General features: G+C 60.0%; 17 protein-coding genes. 12 read left to right on the top strand and 5 right to left on the bottom strand.

The genetic code is table 11. The features are described from left to right. The first annotated feature begins 149 nt into the window (after nucleotides 1-149). Both uppL and ACQZ5G_RS14915 read left to right on the top strand, forming a co-directional pair. Nucleotides 150-950, top strand: a complete 801-nt coding sequence (gene uppL / locus ACQZ5G_RS14920) for a polysaccharide biosynthesis UDP-hexose transferase UppL (protein ID WP_448737050.1) — start codon at nucleotides 150-152, stop codon at nucleotides 948-950. Between the two features lie 190 nt (nucleotides 951-1,140). Next, the gene (locus ACQZ5G_RS14915; protein ID WP_003520570.1) at nucleotides 1,141-1,389 is read left to right on the top strand and encodes a hypothetical protein; all 249 of its coding nucleotides are present in this window, start codon (nucleotides 1,141-1,143) and stop codon (nucleotides 1,387-1,389) included. A 17-nt stretch (nucleotides 1,390-1,406) separates the two neighbouring features. On the opposite strand, the gene uppJ is transcribed toward ACQZ5G_RS14915, so the two are convergent. Together uppJ and uppH are read right to left on the bottom strand one after the other, a co-directional pair. Further along, entirely contained in the window at nucleotides 1,407-2,351 is a 945-nt protein-coding gene (gene uppJ / locus ACQZ5G_RS14910) for a polysaccharide biosynthesis UDP-hexose transferase UppJ (protein WP_448736471.1), read from the bottom strand. A gap of 8 nt (nucleotides 2,352-2,359) precedes the next feature. Beyond that, nucleotides 2,360-3,271, bottom strand: a complete 912-nt coding sequence (gene uppH, locus ACQZ5G_RS14905) for a polysaccharide biosynthesis endo-1,4-beta-xylanase UppH (protein ID WP_233283546.1) — start codon at nucleotides 3,269-3,271, stop codon at nucleotides 2,360-2,362. A gap of 177 nt (nucleotides 3,272-3,448) precedes the next feature. On the opposite strand from uppH, the gene uppI reads away from it, so the two are divergent. Together uppI and uppG are read left to right on the top strand one after the other, a co-directional pair. After that, nucleotides 3,449-4,519, top strand: coding sequence for a polysaccharide biosynthesis UDP-hexose transferase UppI (gene uppI / locus ACQZ5G_RS14900; RefSeq protein WP_020813672.1), 1,071 nt, complete (start codon nucleotides 3,449-3,451; stop codon nucleotides 4,517-4,519). Between the two features lie 2 nt (nucleotides 4,520-4,521). Beyond that, complete coding sequence (uppG, locus tag ACQZ5G_RS14895; RefSeq protein WP_174057329.1) at nucleotides 4,522-5,601, top strand: polysaccharide biosynthesis glycosyltransferase UppG; 1,080 nt, start codon at nucleotides 4,522-4,524, stop codon at nucleotides 5,599-5,601. Nucleotides 5,602-5,641: 40 nt separating this feature from the next. On the opposite strand, the gene ACQZ5G_RS14890 is transcribed toward uppG, so the two are convergent. Next, nucleotides 5,642-6,712, bottom strand: a complete 1,071-nt coding sequence (locus ACQZ5G_RS14890; RefSeq protein ID WP_448737051.1) for a GNAT family N-acetyltransferase — start codon at nucleotides 6,710-6,712, stop codon at nucleotides 5,642-5,644. Between the two features lie 541 nt (nucleotides 6,713-7,253). On the opposite strand from ACQZ5G_RS14890, the gene uppW reads away from it, so the two are divergent. From uppW to ACQZ5G_RS14850, 8 genes are all read left to right on the top strand, one after another. Beyond that, a complete protein-coding gene (gene uppW, locus ACQZ5G_RS14885; RefSeq protein ID WP_448736472.1) occupies nucleotides 7,254-8,624 on the top strand; it encodes a Wzy-type polysaccharide biosynthesis protein UppW in 1,371 nt (456 codons plus the stop codon). A 174-nt stretch (nucleotides 8,625-8,798) separates the two neighbouring features. Beyond that, nucleotides 8,799-9,578 carry an ABC transporter ATP-binding protein gene (locus tag ACQZ5G_RS14880; protein ID WP_020808861.1) on the top strand — a complete coding sequence of 260 codons (780 nt, stop codon included), beginning with the start codon at nucleotides 8,799-8,801 and terminating at the stop codon, nucleotides 9,576-9,578. Between the two features lie 40 nt (nucleotides 9,579-9,618). Next, nucleotides 9,619-10,389, top strand: a complete 771-nt coding sequence (locus tag ACQZ5G_RS14875) for a transporter substrate-binding domain-containing protein (protein WP_080815993.1) — start codon at nucleotides 9,619-9,621, stop codon at nucleotides 10,387-10,389. A 22-nt stretch (nucleotides 10,390-10,411) separates the two neighbouring features. Continuing rightward, on the top strand, nucleotides 10,412-11,134 hold the full coding sequence (locus tag ACQZ5G_RS14870; protein ID WP_078051708.1) for an ABC transporter permease: 723 nt from the start codon (nucleotides 10,412-10,414) through the stop codon (nucleotides 11,132-11,134). A gap of 12 nt (nucleotides 11,135-11,146) precedes the next feature. Next, nucleotides 11,147-11,836 carry an ABC transporter permease gene (locus ACQZ5G_RS14865; protein ID WP_448736473.1) on the top strand — a complete coding sequence of 230 codons (690 nt, stop codon included), beginning with the start codon at nucleotides 11,147-11,149 and terminating at the stop codon, nucleotides 11,834-11,836. A gap of 19 nt (nucleotides 11,837-11,855) precedes the next feature. After that, nucleotides 11,856-12,767 carry a homocysteine S-methyltransferase family protein gene (locus ACQZ5G_RS14860; protein ID WP_448736474.1) on the top strand — a complete coding sequence of 304 codons (912 nt, stop codon included), beginning with the start codon at nucleotides 11,856-11,858 and terminating at the stop codon, nucleotides 12,765-12,767. Between the two features lie 44 nt (nucleotides 12,768-12,811). Further along, nucleotides 12,812-13,009 carry a hypothetical protein gene (locus tag ACQZ5G_RS14855; RefSeq protein ID WP_448736475.1) on the top strand — a complete coding sequence of 66 codons (198 nt, stop codon included), beginning with the start codon at nucleotides 12,812-12,814 and terminating at the stop codon, nucleotides 13,007-13,009. A gap of 319 nt (nucleotides 13,010-13,328) precedes the next feature. Beyond that, entirely contained in the window at nucleotides 13,329-15,275 is a 1,947-nt protein-coding gene (locus ACQZ5G_RS14850; RefSeq protein WP_448736476.1) for a methyl-accepting chemotaxis protein, read from the top strand. A 244-nt stretch (nucleotides 15,276-15,519) separates the two neighbouring features. On the opposite strand, the gene ACQZ5G_RS14845 is transcribed toward ACQZ5G_RS14850, so the two are convergent. Continuing rightward, the gene (locus ACQZ5G_RS14845; RefSeq protein WP_020808870.1) at nucleotides 15,520-15,660 is read right to left on the bottom strand and encodes a hypothetical protein; all 141 of its coding nucleotides are present in this window, start codon (nucleotides 15,658-15,660) and stop codon (nucleotides 15,520-15,522) included. A 260-nt stretch (nucleotides 15,661-15,920) separates the two neighbouring features. After that, nucleotides 15,921-16,553, bottom strand: a complete 633-nt coding sequence (locus ACQZ5G_RS14840; protein ID WP_035236863.1) for a TetR/AcrR family transcriptional regulator — start codon at nucleotides 16,551-16,553, stop codon at nucleotides 15,921-15,923. Nucleotides 16,554-16,582 lie beyond the last annotated feature (29 nt).

The following is a 16,582-nucleotide window of genomic DNA, read 5'->3' as shown; positions in this document are numbered from 1 at the left end:
GTAAAATGCCTGCCGCATACGGGGATTTATAAAAATATTAATGATAGTTCTTCGTAGTGTTTGAAGCCTTATACCCTAAGCATAAGCGTGAATATAACAATGAAACGATGCCTATCTTGGACACCGGACAGATTATGACAGGGAGAGAGATGCCGGATGCGGAGGGGACTGGTCAGGTCTGGCCGGTTATTCCGCTTGCGGCGTTGCCCATTACCGACGCGACCATCGACGAAACGGCGCGGGATTTCATCCTGCGCGCGACGACGGCGCGTGCGCCCGGTGCAAGACCGTTTTATTCGACATCGGCAAACGGTCAGGTCATCGCGCTCTGCCATCACGATAGGGAATTCGACGCCATGCTGCGGCAGGCGGACCAGATTCATGCGGACGGCATGTCGCTGGTGATTTTTTCCCGCAAATTCTGCCCGAAGGCATTGAGAGAACGGGTTGCGACCACGGATCTCGTTCATGCGGTTGCGAAGCGCGCCGAAGAGACGGGCAGCCGGTTCTATTTCCTCGGCGGTTCCGAAGAGGTGAACCGTGCGGCGGTCGAGGAAATGCAGAGGCTTTATCCGCGCCTCATATTTGCGGGGCGGCGCAACGGTTATTTCAGCCGGGCCGAGGAAGAGGCGATCCTCGCCGATATCGCGGCATCCGGGACGGATATTCTCTGGGTTGGCTTCGGCATACCGCTGGAGCAGCGTTTCGTCTCGCGCAATCTGGACAGGCTTTCCGGCATCGCCGTTATCAAGACCTGCGGCGGCCTTTTTGATTTCCTCGCCGGCAAGAACAGCCGGGCGCCGCAATGGATGCAGGATATGGGGCTGGAATGGCTTTACCGGGCCATGCTCGAGCCGAAGCGGCTCGGAAAACGTTACCTGCTGACCAATCCTATCGCCATATATTCGCTGCTGAAGTATCGCTTCGGGGCTTCGGGGCAAGGTCGTTAGATCATCGCGACAAGCTGCTGCTACGCGAAGAATAAAGCGCGCCTGCGCCTCCCGCCCGACAATATAAGATTTTCCTAACTTATTGAATGGATGCGCTGCGTCGCTGAAATCCGTTGCAACTGCGAACATCTGCGCTACACTGCATCAATATTACAAATTTATTCGAATCATAGATTTATTGAGGCCACCAATGGTGATTACGTCCATTTCTCTTTTTATATATGGAATTGGCACCGTTACCTCTCTCGCCATGACCTATATCGAAGGCGCCCGCCGCGACAAGGACTGGGATTTTTATCGCGTCACCGGCATTGTCCTTTGTTTCTTCTGGCCGGTGCTCGTGCCGCTCCTCGTCCTTGCGACGGCCTTGTCGTCGTTCGGTTTCCAGAAACGGTTCACGAATACGATCTCGCTCGGCAGGCAAAAAACCCTTAGCTGAGCCGAAACTATCCCGCTTCAGCTCTTCTTCGCCGGCGCCTTGTAGGGCGTGAGCGTAATGCCGAGGCTCGCCATCACGCGGCCGATGGACATCAGCGGCGGATGCGTGGCTGGCAGCAGGGTTCCGGTTTTCACGAAGGCGGAAACGGCGCGGACAAGAGACAGGCACAGGCTGACGGCGTTTTTGGCGGCAAGCAGCAGCCCGCCTTTCAGGCCCGGGCGTCGGGCACGGTCGATGCTGTAATTGATGATGCCGGTTCGGAGCGAGCGCTCCATGATCCAGCGCGGCGCCATGCGGTTTTCCGGCACATATTCAATGATGAGCGCTTGCGCATTCCAGGCGAATTTGAAACCGGCCTTGCGGCAGCGGGTGAAGAAATCCATGTCGCCGCCGCCGAGGAAGTTGAAGCGCACGTCGAATTCCGGTTTCGCCAGCGTCTCGAAAACCCGCCGTGAGATCAGGCAATTGCCCGATCCGTGGATTTGCTCGACGGGGCCGGTCGGCGCTTCGATGGAGCCGAACAGCGGATGTGAGAGAACCGCCTTCGAAGCCGGTGCGTCGAATTCCCGGTTGACCGGTCCGCCGACGATATCGACGCCGAAGGATTTCGCCGCCGAAACCATTTCGGCAAGCCAGACGGGGGAGGCGGCCTCGTCGTCATCGATCATCAGGAGCCACTCAGCCGAAGCATAGCTTTGCCGGGCGGTGCGGAAGGCGGTGTTGATGGCGTAACAATTGCCCTGCGTCGGTTCGACCAATGCCTCGCCGGCCATGCCGCTTTCGGCGAAAAAGGCGCGCGCGACCGAAAGACCCGCCTGGCCCGCGCCGTCGTTATCGACCACGACGATGGCGAAGGGAAAATCGACCTTCTGGGCTGCGAGTGACCGAAGCGTCTTTTTCAGGCCTTCCGGCCGGCGGAAACTCGGAATGCACACCACCGCTTCCGGCATGATCTCGGACATGGAAACTCCTAAATTCCGGCAAGCGCTGCGGCGGAAAAAACGACGGCCCTGAGGCTCTGGCGCGGGCGGTTGAGGAAGGTATCGGCCAGCGCCGAAAAGGCCTCGCGGTAGCGGCGGGCGCGGAAGGCCTGCGCCACGGTATAGGCATTCATGTGGTTTTCGGACCGGCGGCGAAGCCGCCGCAGTTCCGGCGGCGAAACGGCAGCGACGATGGCGGGGTCGGAAAACACGGCCTCGATTGCCGGTTCGCAATCCCGGAAGGTCAAAAGCCGGTTCATCATCACGCTCGTCCTGTGCACGCGGTAATCCAGCACGTGGCAACCGGGCAGGTAAACGAAACGGCCGGCGGCGGCGAGCCTGCACCAGCCATACCAGTCTTCGGCATAACGCAAAGTCTCGTCGAAACCGCCGAATTCCTGAAAGATGCGGGTCCTGACCAGCATGATGCCGCCATTGACGATGAAGTTGCCGCCGAGCAGCGGCTGGAGAATGAAACCATCGGGTTTTTCCCGGCGGCGAATGAGGTTACGCCGCCCGATCTTGACGCCGTTTTCATCGATGCGCTCGTAATCGCCATAAACGGCGACGACATCCGGCCCGGAAATGCCGGCGCAAAGGGCCGCTATGGCGCCCGGTTTCAGGCGATCGTCGGCATCGAGAAACATCGTCCATTCGCCGCGCGCCTGCGACAGGCCGAAATTGCGCACGGCGGAAACGCCCTGCCTTCCCTGTGGCCGGGCAAGCAATTTGACGCGAGGGTCGGAAAAACCTTCCACCTTTTGTGCGGTGGTGTCGGTGGAGCCGTCATCGACCACCAGCACTTCGCCGATGGTCTCGCCCTGCAGCAACACGCTTTCGATCGCTTCCACGATGTAACGCTCGCCATTGCGAACGGGAATGACAATCGAAACGGAAACCAAGACTTCAAACTCCATGCGGCGTGGGCCAAGAATTCGCACAGCGAAGTTACTACCGCATTAAGCGGGTCTGGCCAATTATGACGTGGTATAACGTCGGTTAACCTTGCAAATCTTTAATATCCTTTTCCTATGATCGGAATGTTATGTTTTGGGAATAAAGGTTGCGGAGGCGGGTGCATGCGGATCGGGCGGCGGAATTTTATGGGCGGTGCGGCAAGCGCTGGCCTGCTGCATGCCGTGGCCGGCCCGGCCTTTGCCGCGCAGAAGAAAGCGGCGAGCAAAACCGCCCCTTACGGCGCGGCCGTTTACCTGCCGGATCTCACTGCCGATAGCCGCATCGGCGAGGCGGTGGTGAAATATTGCTCGCGCATCACTCCCGTTACCGAAATGAAATGGGAGGTCCTGCGGCCTTCGGCGGAGGCGTTCGATTTCGCCGCCGCCGATGCAATCGCCAATTTCGCCCGTCAGCACAAGCTTTCCATGCACGGCCATCCGCTGATCTGGTATGCCTCCAACGCGCCCTGGCTTGCGAGCATCGGCGGCGGCGTGAAGGTCGAGAAGCTGATGGAGACCCATATCGTCACGGTGATGGAGCGTTATAAGGACGTGATCCATAGCTGGGACGTGGTCAATGAGCCGATCCCCGACGTGCCGGGCAATGTGCGCGCGCGGCGCGATGCCTGGTATTACGGCGCCGGGCCGGACGCCATCAAGAAAGCTTTCGAGATCGCTCATGCGGTCGATCCGAAGGCGCAGCTCGTGCTCAACGAATATGATGTGGAATTTGCCGCCGAGAAATCGCCGGCCAAGCGCGCGGCCTTCCGCAATCTCATTCTCGAACTGCTGGAGAAGGGCGCGCCGATCAACGCCGTCGGCCTGCAGGGGCATTTGCGCGGCGGCTGGCCGATCGCCAAGGACGAGCTTGCCGCCTTCACGACGGAAATGCGCAGTTACGGTCTTGCCGTTCTGGTGACGGAGCTGGATGTGATGGACCAGACGCTGCCCGCGCCGGAGGCCGAACGCGATATGCTGATCAACGGCCAGGTCCGCGAGTTTCTGGAGGCTGCCTCGGCGGGCGGCGCGCTTTCCTCCATCACCACATGGGGCATCTCGGATCAATATAGCTGGATCCGCTGGGCCTATCCGCGCCGGGATGGCACCGCCAACCGGCCGCTGCCGCTGGACTGGAGTTTCAACCAAAAACCCATGATGGCCATCATCAATGAATTCCGGAACCGTGGTGCATGACTATGAATGCTGAAATGCCGCTTCCTCCCGTGCAAAAGGCGCTGCAAATCAACCTGCACCCCTTCGATGCCCCGCATGCGGCCCTGACCCTGCCGCATCAGCTCAGGGTTTGGGGCGGACAGGTGGACCGCATTCTCCTCACCGTCGATACGGGCCAGGTGGGGGCCGGCCGCTACAAGGGCAACGGTTTCGATGCGGCGCGCCAGCGTCTCTTCGACATGCTGGAGGAAATGCAGACCAATTATCCGCATCTGCATGTGGATATCGTCGATTACAGCGATGCGGCGCGCAGCGCCGTGACGGAAACCTTCTTTCCCCGCTCGCCGATCCCCTATCCTGCCAAGGCTTTCGATGGCGGGCCTTTCCATGTCTATTTCTACGGGCTGAAACGCGCCAATGCCCGTTATGTGCTGCATATGGACAGCGACATGATGTTCGGCGGCGGCAGCCAGAGCTGGTTCGGCGAGGCCATCGCGCTCCAGAAGGCCAATCCGGATGCGCTGTGCATCACGCCCTTTTCCGGGCCGCCGACGGTGCGCGGCGATCTGGATATTTCCCGCCATGTCGGCATGCCCGGCGTGAAGAACATACCTGCGCCGCGCAAGCTGCCGTCGCGCATTCCCACCTGGCGTTTCGCCACCGTTTCCACCCGGCTTTTCATGATCGATATGGAACGTTTTGCGAAACGCATCGGCTCGCTGGAACTGCTCAAGCCCGATGTCAAACGGCGCATCCGCTCCTATGCCTATAACCAGCAGCCTGTCTCGATGCCCGCCGAGGAGGTGCTGAGCACGAACATGATGCGCACGGGTGTTTATCGCCTCGATTTTCTCGGCACGGGCAAGGGCATGTATTCACTGCATCCGCCCTATCGCTCGCCGGAATTTTATGCGGCGCTCGCCTCCATCGTCGAGCGCATCGAAAAGGGCGATATTCCCGAAGGCCAGCTCGGCGATTTCGATATTAACGGGTCGATGGTGGACTGGACCAGCGCGCTGGCGGCCAAGACGCGCTCCAAACGTTACGCGAAAGCGCTGCGCCATCTCATCTCGGCCAATGTCGGGCGGTTCAGCAAGGCTTGAGGGTTTCGATCCGTCTTCCGTCGTGAGGCGGGGCGGGGGCTCAATAGTCGGTGATGAGCTTGCTCCAGCTCTCCGAGCACAGTCCGCCAATATAGATGTCGCCGGCCAGCGCCCTTTCCCGCAGGGCGTCATCGCGCGTCGCCATGCAGAAATAACCGTCGTGGCGGAAGCTCATGTGGTTCTGGCGGTAAAGCGCGTTGATGAGAAAGGGCTGCGCCATGCCGGTGACATGGGCATAATTCTCGTCATCGAAATGGCGGAACAGGGTGTTGAGCACATCGTTTTCGCAACCGGCATCGCAGACGAGATTGAGCACATAGGCCGTTCTCCCCCGCTGGCCGAAAAACAGCGCAGCGCCCATGGCATGGCCTTCGGCATTCTCGATCACCACGCCCTTCAGTTCGCCGAGGCTTTCATTGGCCCTGCTCATCTCTATCAGCCAGTGGAATTCCTCGTGAGACCATTCCGGGCGAATGGAAAAACGCTCGATCATCGCGAGCGCCCTGTGTCGGAAGGTTTCGTAATCCACGGTTCTCACCGTGGCGCCGGCGGCCTCCTGCGGTCTCAGACCCTTTTTCCACCGCCGCAGGATTCCATCCACAAATCCGAGTGCGGCGAGCGCCAGCGTGGTTTTGGCCAGTTTCGAACGGCGCGGCATGCGCAGCGCGATGGTGCAGAAGGGTTTGAGCGCCTTGTGCCATTGCAGGCTTTCAATAGGCAGCATGTTGCCGCCGGTCGCCACCCAGTGATCGGCGCTGACGGGTGAAGCCGTATCCGAGAACAACATGTCGTGTTTGGAGGCCCGCATGCCGCGGGACAGACGCGCTGCGCCGAGTGCGCCGCGTTTCCCGTCCGATGCGAAGGCGCAGAGCAGCCTTGCGGTAATGGTTTTTCCATTCGCAACGAAGCGCATGGGCACGGCGAGGATGACGCTGGTGACCCCGTTCTCCCCGGCATCGTAGACAACGCTGCCGTTTTCCGGACTGAAGGCTGGACTGCCGAAAAACAGTTTTTCGATATAAGAGCCGAAATCGAAGTTCCGCTCCTGCCCAGTCTTTCTGAAAGCGCTGTTGAGCACGGCCTCGACAGCCGGAACGTCTTCCCTGCGCATGGGGCGGATGCCGGACACACCGATTTGAACCGGGCGTTGTGTCAAGTGACCGCTATCGCCATCGTCCATATGGGTGTGTATCGGAACGTCCACCGTCGGCCCCCACCTTTTGTGCATTGACGAAATCAACCATAGGCAGCGTATATTTGAATGTATTAATATAGATATAAAACCTGCAATCCGGTGGGCTAGAAAGTATCGGATTTGGAATAAATCATATTAATATCAAGATATTAATCTGTATCAACCGCCTCGGTTGAGGTTAACAAAATACGCTCAAGCAAGCAACCTTTGGATGAAATATGGATAAATTTTGTAGGCGATTTTTTGGGGTCTGGCGTCAATTTTGGCAAGCTTCCGTCTTGTCCTTTGTCTCCGGGCTCCGATTTCCCGAGGAAAAGCGCACAATCGCGGTGCTATTTTCCCGTGCATCATGGATAACTAAAAAATAGGATTTGCGCGGGATATTCGTATTATCGAATATGCGAAGCACGAGTTTCAATGCGGGCGGCTTCAGGAAAGAGGGAGAGAAAAACCCCTTATGGATGCAGCGCATGGCGAACAGGGGCGTGGCTACTGGCGGGACGCGTTGTTTTACGTGACGTTCCTGTTTTTCACGGTCGGCTTTTCGCCCTATATCTCGCTCTCATCGACCTATCAGGGCTCCGCCATGGCGGCCGGGTCCAACCTGCTCAACCAGTTGACCGCGATCATCCTGTTTTTCAGTTTCCTGGCCTTCATGGCGAAGGAGCGGTCGTTTTCCATCCTCTTCATGCCGCGCCTGCTGATGGCGGCGATTTTCGGCTGGTTTGTCCTGACCTCGCTTGCGGGCGAAGCGCCGCTATTTTCGCTCAGGCGGCTGGTCATGTGCGCCATTATCTGTGTGCTTGCCGGCGGCTTCCTGCAATTGCCGCGCACCGAGCGGCATTTCACGACGCTGCTCGCCACATGCGCCCTGATCATATTGTTCCTGTGCTATTTCGGAATCACCGTGCTACCCTCGCGCTCGATCCATCAGGCCAGCGATGCGCTGGAGCCGCTGCTGGCGGGGGACTGGCGCGGGGTTTTCCGCCATAAGAACGAGGCCGCCTCGGTCATGGCGGTATTGATTATCGTCGGTATTTATCTCTGCAAGCGTTGGTCCTTTATCGGCGGGCTGTCGGTGCTGTTGCTGTCGCTGGTCTTTCTGGTCAAGTCGGGCGGCAAGACCGCGCTCGGGCTGATGCCGATCATCATTGCGACAGGCTGGTTCATCCTGCGCTGGCCGCGCTGGCGTTATACGGTCGTGACCCTGTTTTTGGCGGTTTTCGCGCTGGTGACCGTCGGCACCACGGTCGATCCCGTCTTTTCGCAGATGCTGACGAAGCTCGGGCTCGACGCCAGCTTTACCGGCAGACGGGATATCTGGACCGTCGCCATCGATTACATCCGTCAAAGCCCGCTCCTGGGATACGGCTATCAGGCCTTCTGGCGCAGCGACGCCCTGATGTCGAGTTTCACCGAGAACAATACCTGGGCGACGACCGCGCCGGATTCGCATAATGGTTATTTCGACCTTCTGCTGGCTGGCGGCGTGCCGGGGCTGGTGCTGGTGATGGTGTGGATCTATCTCCTGCCGCTGCACTATCTCGGCAAAATGAATGAGGCCACCCGCAACAGTCCGCTGACGCGGCTTTATGTCGGCGTATGGCTTTATGTGCTGCTCTACGGCTTTCTGGAAACGCTGTTTTTCCTCAGCACCGGCTTCGTCTGGTTTTTCCTCATCGTCGCCGTGATGGGCCTGCATCTTCAGGCCAATGCCAGCCTCGTCGAGGACGAGGCGGAGGGGGAACCGGAGAGAGCCGGCGGTGGAGCGGGCATTGCCCCGGCACCGCTGCGGGGGCAGGCTTCCCCTGTCGTTCGCTCCAGGTGATATTTTGAAATGATTTTTCGTTGCAAATATGTAAAAGAGCCGATTGTTGCGCGCGTCTGCGGCTATTTTCGCTAAACATGCGCGGCTCAAGTCTTTGTTATTGTGCACGTCGCACCGCGAAACCCCGGCTATTGGCGTGGCGGCACTGAAAAAACGGATCGGCTAGGTCAATCGATGGCAGATACAGGCGCCTGCGCGCTCGAGGCGGATGACATCCACAAGAGCTTCGGCACGCATGAGGTTTTGAAGGGCGTTTCGCTGCAAGCCCACAAGGGCGATGTCATCTCGATCATCGGTTCCTCCGGTTCCGGCAAAAGCACCTTTCTGCGCTGCATGAATTTCCTCGAAACGCCGGATCGCGGCCGCGTCATCGTCAATGGCGAGGAAATCGCCACGAAAACCGGCCGCGACGGCAAGGCCGTGCCGAAAAGCTGGCGGCAGGTGGAAAAACTGCGCACCGGCCTTGGCATGGTGTTCCAGAATTTCAATCTCTGGGCCCATCGCACCGTTCTCGAAAACGTCATCGAGGCGCCCGTTCATGTTCTCGGCGTCAGGCGGCAGGAGGCGGTCGAAAAGGCCGAAGCCCTGCTGAACAAGGTCGGGCTTTATGACAAGAAAAACGCCTATCCGGCATTCCTGTCCGGCGGGCAGCAGCAGCGCGCCGCCATTGCGCGTGCGCTCTGCATGGAACCGGCGGTGATGCTGTTCGACGAACCCACTTCGGCGCTCGATCCGGAACTGGTGGGCGAGGTTCTGAAGGTCATTCGCGATCTGGCCGAAGAAGGCCGCACCATGCTGCTCGTTACCCACGAAATGCGCTTTGCGCGCGATGTATCCTCGCAGGTCGTGTTTTTGCATCAGGGCCGGGTGGAGGAGGCGGGGCCGCCGGCGCAGGTGTTCGGAAACCCCTTGAGCGCCCGCTGCCGGGAATTTACCGGCGCGCTTGCCAATTGACCCTTTTGCCCGACAGTCCGTTTTAACAGGAGAGACTTGAATGAAATTCTTCGCCACGCTGCTTGCCGGAACGGCATTTGCGTTTTCCGCCTTCACCGCCAGCGCCGACGTGCGCTTCGGCATCATGAACGAGGCCTACCCGCCCTTCTTCGCCAAGGATGCCAGCGGCAAGTGGCAGGGCTGGGAAATCGACCTCATGGACGCCGTCTGCGCGGAAATGAAGGAAAAATGCTCGATCGTGGAGCTCTCCTGGGATGGCCTCATCCCGGCGCTGCAGACGAAGAAATTCGACGTCATCTGGTCGTCCATGTCGAACACGGAAGAACGTCAGAAGATCATCGATTTCACCGATAAATATTACAACACGCCGAGCAAGCTGATCGGCGCCAAGGGCGAAAAGGCGGGTGCGACGGCCGAGGACGTCAAGGGCAAGACCATCGGCATTCAGGTGGCCACCATCCAGTCCGAATATTACAAGAAATATTTCGCCGGTGTCGCCGATGAGAAGACCTACCAGACGCTGGACGAGGCGTTTCAGGATCTCGCGGCCGGCCGCATCGATTATGTCTTCGGCGATTCCATCGTTCTCGACGCTTTCGTGAAGAGCGATGCCGGCAAGGATTGCTGCGCCGACATGGGCGATGTCGCCGACGACAAGGAAATCCTCGGTCTCGGCGTTTCCGGCGGCCTGCGCAAGGAAGACACCGAACTCAAGGCCAAGCTGAATGCGGCAATCGCCGCCGTGCGCGCCAGCGGCAAATATGACGAGATCACCCGGAAGTACTTCAGCTTCAATATTTACGGGCAGTAATTCGGTCTGATCGGTCACGCATATGGCAAGCCTTGAAACCACGTTGCAACTTCTGTCTCCCTATCCTCCGGGATGGGGCGGCACCCTGTTGAAGGGTGCGGCATCGACGCTTGCCATTTCCGCCGGCGCCTATCTGATCGGCCTTGCCATCGGCATGGCCGGGGCGCTCGGCAAGCTTTCGGGCAACAGGCCGCTTGGCCTGCTGCTCAATCTCTATACCACCGCAATCCGTGCCGTTCCCGAGCTGATCCTCATCGTCGGGCTTTATTATGCCGGGACTGACGGCCTCAACCGGCTGCTGCTGCTGGCCGGCATGCCGCCGCTGGAGGTGAACGGTTTCGTCGCCGCCGTTGCGGTGCTGGGTTTCGTGCAGGGGGCCTATATGACCGAGGTGCTGCGCGGGGCGATCCTTGCCATTCCGAGCGGGCAGATCGAGGCGGCGCGCGCCTTCGGCATGTCGCCCGCCTTACGTTTCCGCCGGGTGGTCTTGCCGGCGCTTTTGCCGAACGCCTTGCCGGGGCTCGGCAATCTCTGGCTTGCGGTGACCAAGGACAGTGCTCTGGTGGCGGTCGTCGGTTATCAGGAGCTGGCGCTGGCGACGCGTCTCGCTGGGGCCAGCACCAAGCAATATTTCCTGTTCTTCCTTGCCGCCGCCCTGCTTTACCTTGCCATCACACTCGTTTCCAACCTCGTTTTTTCGCTGATCGAACGCCGCGTGCGGCGCGGCCAGCCGGCCCTGGCTTGAGGAGGGAACGGCATGGATTTTTCATGGGTCGCGAAATATTGGCCGCTGCTTCTTTCGGGTGCATGGCAGACGGTGGCGCTGCTCGTCATCTCCGTCAGCATCGGGTTTCTCCTCGCCATCGGGCTTGCGTTTGCGCAGGTGAGCGGCGGGCGGATGACGAAAATCCTGGCGCGGGCCTATTGCACCTTCTTCCGGGGCACGCCGCTGCTCATCCAGCTCTGGCTGCTTTATTACGGCGTCGGCTCGCTTCTGCCGATGATCCCCGGCCTGCGCCAGAGCTTCATGTGGCCGGTGCTGCGCGAAGGGTTCTTCTTCGCGGCCGTCAGCTTCACGCTGAATTATGCGGCCTATGAGGCGGAAGTTCTGCGCGGCGCGCTGCTGGCGGTGCCGAAAGGCGAGCTGGAGGCGGGCAGGGCTTTCGGCATGGGCCGTTTCACCCTCATTCGCCGCATCTGGCTGCCGCGCTCCATCCGCATCGCGCTGCCGACCATTGCCGGCGAGGTGGTGATGCAGCTTAAAGCCACGCCGCTTGCTTTCACCGTGACGGTGATGGACCTCTACGCCGTCGCCTACAAGGTGCGGCAGGATACGCTTCTGGTCTATGAACCGCTGATCGTCGTCACCGTCTTCTATCTCATTCTCACCGCCATCATCGCCCGCTGTTTCGGCCTTGTCGAACAGCAGGTGCCGGTCAGGCGATAAACATTCAGGGAGTATGACCATGAGCACAATCCGTATCCTCGACGGCGGCATGAGCCGCGAATTGCAGCGGCTCGGGGCCGAGCTGAAACAGCCGGAATGGTCGGCGCTGGCGCTTATCGACGCGCCCGAGATCGTGCGGCAGGTGCATGCGGAGTTCATCGAAGCCGGCGCCGATGTGGTCACCACCAATTCTTATGCGCTGGTGCCCTTCCACATCGGCGAAGAGCGTTTCCAGAAGGATGGCGCATCGCTGATCGCCCTTTCGGGCAGGCTGGCGCGCGAGGCGGCGGATGCTTCCGGCCGCAAGGTGCTGGTGGCGGGTTCGCTGCCGCCGATCTTCGGTTCCTATGAGCCGCAGAATTTCGATGCCACGCGGGTGCAGGCCTATCTGAAGGTGCTGGTCGACAATCTCGCGCCTTATGTCGATGTCTGGCTCGGCGAGACGCTCAGCCTGATCGCCGAAGGCGAGGCGGTGCGCGAGGCCGTTGCCGCGACCGGCAAACCGTTCTGGATTTCCTTCACGCTTAACGACGATGCGGCTGCGGCCGGCGGCGAGCCCGCGCTTCGCTCCGGTGAAACGGTCAGGGCGGCCGCCGAATGGGCGGCGCAATCGGGTGCCGCCGCCCTTCTGTTCAATTGCAGCAAGCCGGAAGTCATGAAGGCCGCCGTCGAGACGGCCGCCGCCGTCTTCGCGGAAAAGACTGTGTCGCTGGAAATCGGCGTCTACGCCAATGCCTTCGAAGGCGAACAGGGCGATTCCGCCGCCAATGAAGGGCTGCATGGCACGCGCGCCGATCTGACCGGCGATGTCTATTCCCGTTTTGCCTGCTCCTGGGCGGATGCGGGCGCGACCATGATCGGCGGCTGCTGCGGCATTGGTGCGGCGCATATCCACACGGTTGCGACAGCGCTGCGGCGCGCGGCGGCTTGAACGCCCGGCATCACTTTTGACGCCACGTTCTGCCGGCGCTTCGGATGTTTTCCGGCAGCGTTGCGGAATACGCCATCTGGATTTTCAATCTGGCCGGGACGCTGGCGCGCGGGGCCAGCGTGACCGCCATTTTGCAGCGATGTGCGGCCTGCGAAGGGCCGGCCTTTCGCGCCGGGCGGTGGACGGCGGGTCTCCCGGGCAAAAACATCCGTGCTTTGCCCGCCGTCGTGAAGGAATTATAAAGTTTTTGACTATAATCATTGTATTGGAAAATAAACCGGATGAGACGGCTGAAAGTTTACATGCTTCCGCCTTTTTCCGGCAATTCGGCTTGGCGTCCCGCCCGCTGGCGGGCCGCCGCGCCAACCGTGGTGAGCGGCCTCCCCGTATTGCAAGGGACAGGCGGTTTTCTGCGGCGCATGCATGATGCAGATGCGGCCAGAGCCTATGATGCGGCTAGCGAAGTCTCGATGATCGGGGCGTTCGACGTGCAATGTCAGTCTTGCCGAACACCTCCGGCACGGGGAAGGAGCGGTTTTTTTCAATGACGTGAGGCTTTCCGTGTCTTTTCTTCAAAACGCCAGTATCCGCACCAAAATCCTGTCGCTCATTCTTCCGCTCTGCATCGTCGGCCTTGGCGCTGCCGCCTTCATGTCCACCCGCTACAAGGAAGCGGATACGGCCTACTCGCTCTTTATCGCGAACGACAACGCCGCTCTGGTGGAGCTTGCGCGTGCCAACCGAAATCTGGTTGCCCTGGCCTACGGCGCCTATCAGGTCATGGCTTATGACGTGAACGGGCCGGAGATAAAGGCCGCCAAGCAGGCCTACAGTGACAGCAAGGGCGCGCTCCTGCAGCGCCTCAATAATGTGAAGGCTGTCTTTCCCGAAGAGTCCGCTGCGATGGACGCCTTCATCGCGCAGTCGCAGGCCATAACCGCCATGACGGACAAGGCTGTCGAACTTGGTATGGCAAGCCGTAATGATGAATCCGCTGCCCAGCTACTCAAGGCGGACGCCTCCATTCAGGCGACTTCGGTTGCCCTGACGGCGCTGCTGGACAAGCTCGCCAAGGGCGTCGTCAAAGGAAGCGATGACCTGACGGACCAGACCAATTCGACCATCTTCACCTCGCTGGTGGTTGTCGGCATCGCTTTTGCGGTCGGCATCATTCTGGCGCTGTTCGTGGCGTCCCGCGGCATCACAACCCCTATCGCCCGCCTGCGCGAGCGGATGGTATCGCTTGCCGGCGGCGAGACGGCGACGGAAATCGACGGCATGACGCGCCGGGATGAAGTGGGCCAGATGGCGAAGGCCGTGCAGGTCTTCCGCGAAAACGCCATCGAGCGCATTCGTCTCGAACAGGAAACCGAAGCCAATCGCAGCCTCTCGGAGAAAGACCGGATGGAGCGCGAGCAGCAAAAGGCAAGGGAAGCGGCCGACGTCAAGTTCGCGGTCGACAATCTCGCAGCCGGTCTCGCGAAGCTTTCGGAAGGCGATGTTTCCTATCGCATCGGCCAGCCGTTCACCGCGACGCTCGACGCCGTTCGTAACGATTTCAACATGTCTGCCGAAAAGCTGCAGGCGGCCCTGACCAAGGTGGCTGAGAACGCCAGCGGCATCGGCGCGGGTGCAGACGAGATCAAATCTGCCGCCGATGATCTGGCCAAGCGCACCGAGCAGCAGGCTGCGGCCGTGGAGGAAACCGCCGCCGCTCTGGAAGAAATCACCACGACGGTCAGGGATTCCACCAAGCGTGCGCAGGAGGCGGGCCTGATCGTCAGCCGTGCCAAGGCGGGCGCCGAACAATCCGGCGATGTGGTGCGCCGCGCCGTCGTCGCCATGGAGCAGATTGCGAAATCCGCCAATGAGATCAGCAACATTATCGGCGTCATCGACGAAATAGCCTTCCAGACCAACCTTCTCGCGTTGAACGCCGGCGTGGAAGCTGCGCGTGCGGGCGAGGCCGGCAAGGGTTTTGCCGTCGTCGCACAGGAAGTGCGCGAGCTTGCCCAGCGCTCCGCCCATGCCGCCAAGGAGATCAAGGCGCTGATCACCACCTCGAACGATCAGGTGCAGCAGGGCGTTCAGCTGGTGGGCGACACCGGCAAGGCGCTGGCGACCATCGTTTCGGAAGTGCAGGAGATCAACCGGCACGTCGTCTCCATCGTGGAGGCCGCGCAGGAACAGTCTTCCGGACTGCAGCAGATCAATACGGCGGTCAACCAGATGGATCAGGACACGCAGAAAAATGCGGCCATGGTGGAAGAAACCAATGCCGCAAGCCACAGCCTCGCCAAGGAAGTGGCGTCTCTCAACCAGCTGCTCTCCCAGTTCCGGCTCGCCGACGGCGCCCATCAGCCAAAGAGCCAGCCTGCGCCGGTTCGCAGCGCCGGTGGCAGCGACAAATATGTGGCGTCCCCGGTCCGCGCGCTGGGCCGCAAGATCGCCTCGGCGTTTTCGGGCAACGCCGCCGTCGATACGAAGGGCGACTGGCAGGAGTTCTGAGCGGCGATCCGTTTCCAACATGCGTTTCGGCGGGGAGGCATCCCCGCCGGCGTTCAACGACGATGTGGTGCAATCGAAAGCCGTTCTGGCAAAATCGATGTCCACCGTGCAAAACGCAACATCTTCGCGACGGCTAAATCATCCGCATCGGCAACCATCGCCATGGGGTTCCCCGGCACCGCTTCACGCGCGAAAACATCCATCCGATGAAATCTGAACTTTTCGCTGCCCGACCGGCGGGCGCTTACGGGCCGCTGGGGCCCTTTTCCTTCTTCGCCTGATCGTGATGCCACTTGATGGCGAAGAACATGCCCGTGCCCAACACGATAATCTTGAACGGAAAGAAGACCAAGGGGAACAAATCTACCCAATCCCAATCCATCATTTGAGTATTTCCAGTCTGTTGCTTGATACAATCTATCGAGGACAGGGCTACCTCAAAACTGTTGCTTCAACAACGCCAATTCATGCACGCGGGCAGGGTCTTTTTGACGCAGCCCGAGCCGGATCGTTTCATCCGGGGCTCTTGAAGCTTACCCTCGATATGTTTCCTGTGATTGTTTCAGGGGTAGTGTGAAACGCTGAAGCCCCCGAGAAATGGCACGCCGCGCCGGGTGATGATGATCGCGCTCTGATCGATCTCGCTCACGTCCCTTCCTCCGCAACGCGAAACAGAAGCCGAATATACCGCTCCAAATGAGCAAGACTTTCGCGCGCCAGCTCCGCGTCATTCCCCGCCTTCGCAAGGACAAATCCTCCTTGGATAACAGTCTGCGTGTATCGAGCCAAACTTTCGGCAGTCCAATCGTCCGTAACACCGCGCTGATGGCGGGCCAGTTCAATGTCGGCCTCTAGCGTCGATGCATGACCGAACATGCTGGCTCCGCACGCATCGCGGATGCTGGGGAAGGTCATGTAGGTCTCTTGAGCCATCGTTCCGACCAGACAGCTGGACTCCGCAAGATTCTCCGTGATGATCGCTCTGCGAAAAGCGACATAGGCAAGCACCCGCCCCAACGCGTCGGGAGGGTGATGATAGGGAGCCGCGGCGAAAAAGTCCGAGGTGGTTCTGCTCCAAAATTCGGCAGCTGCAACTCCCAGGGCTTCCTTGCTGCCGAAGCTGTGGAAGAATGCCCCTTTGGTTACCTCAGCCGCCTTGCAAAGATCATCAATGCTCGCCGAGGCGAAGCCTTTAGCGCGGATGGTGTCGCTTGCAGCTTTCAGGAGCCGGGCTCGGGCATCGCCGCGCTCGGGAGCATGTTTGGTTGGCCTTGACATGTAAATATTCATACCTTACGGTCGGTATT

Source organism: Agrobacterium sp. 22-214-1, from assembly GCF_053522465.1.
The sequence above is the reverse complement of the archived record's forward strand: the minus strand, read 5'-3'. Positions and strand labels throughout refer to the sequence as shown.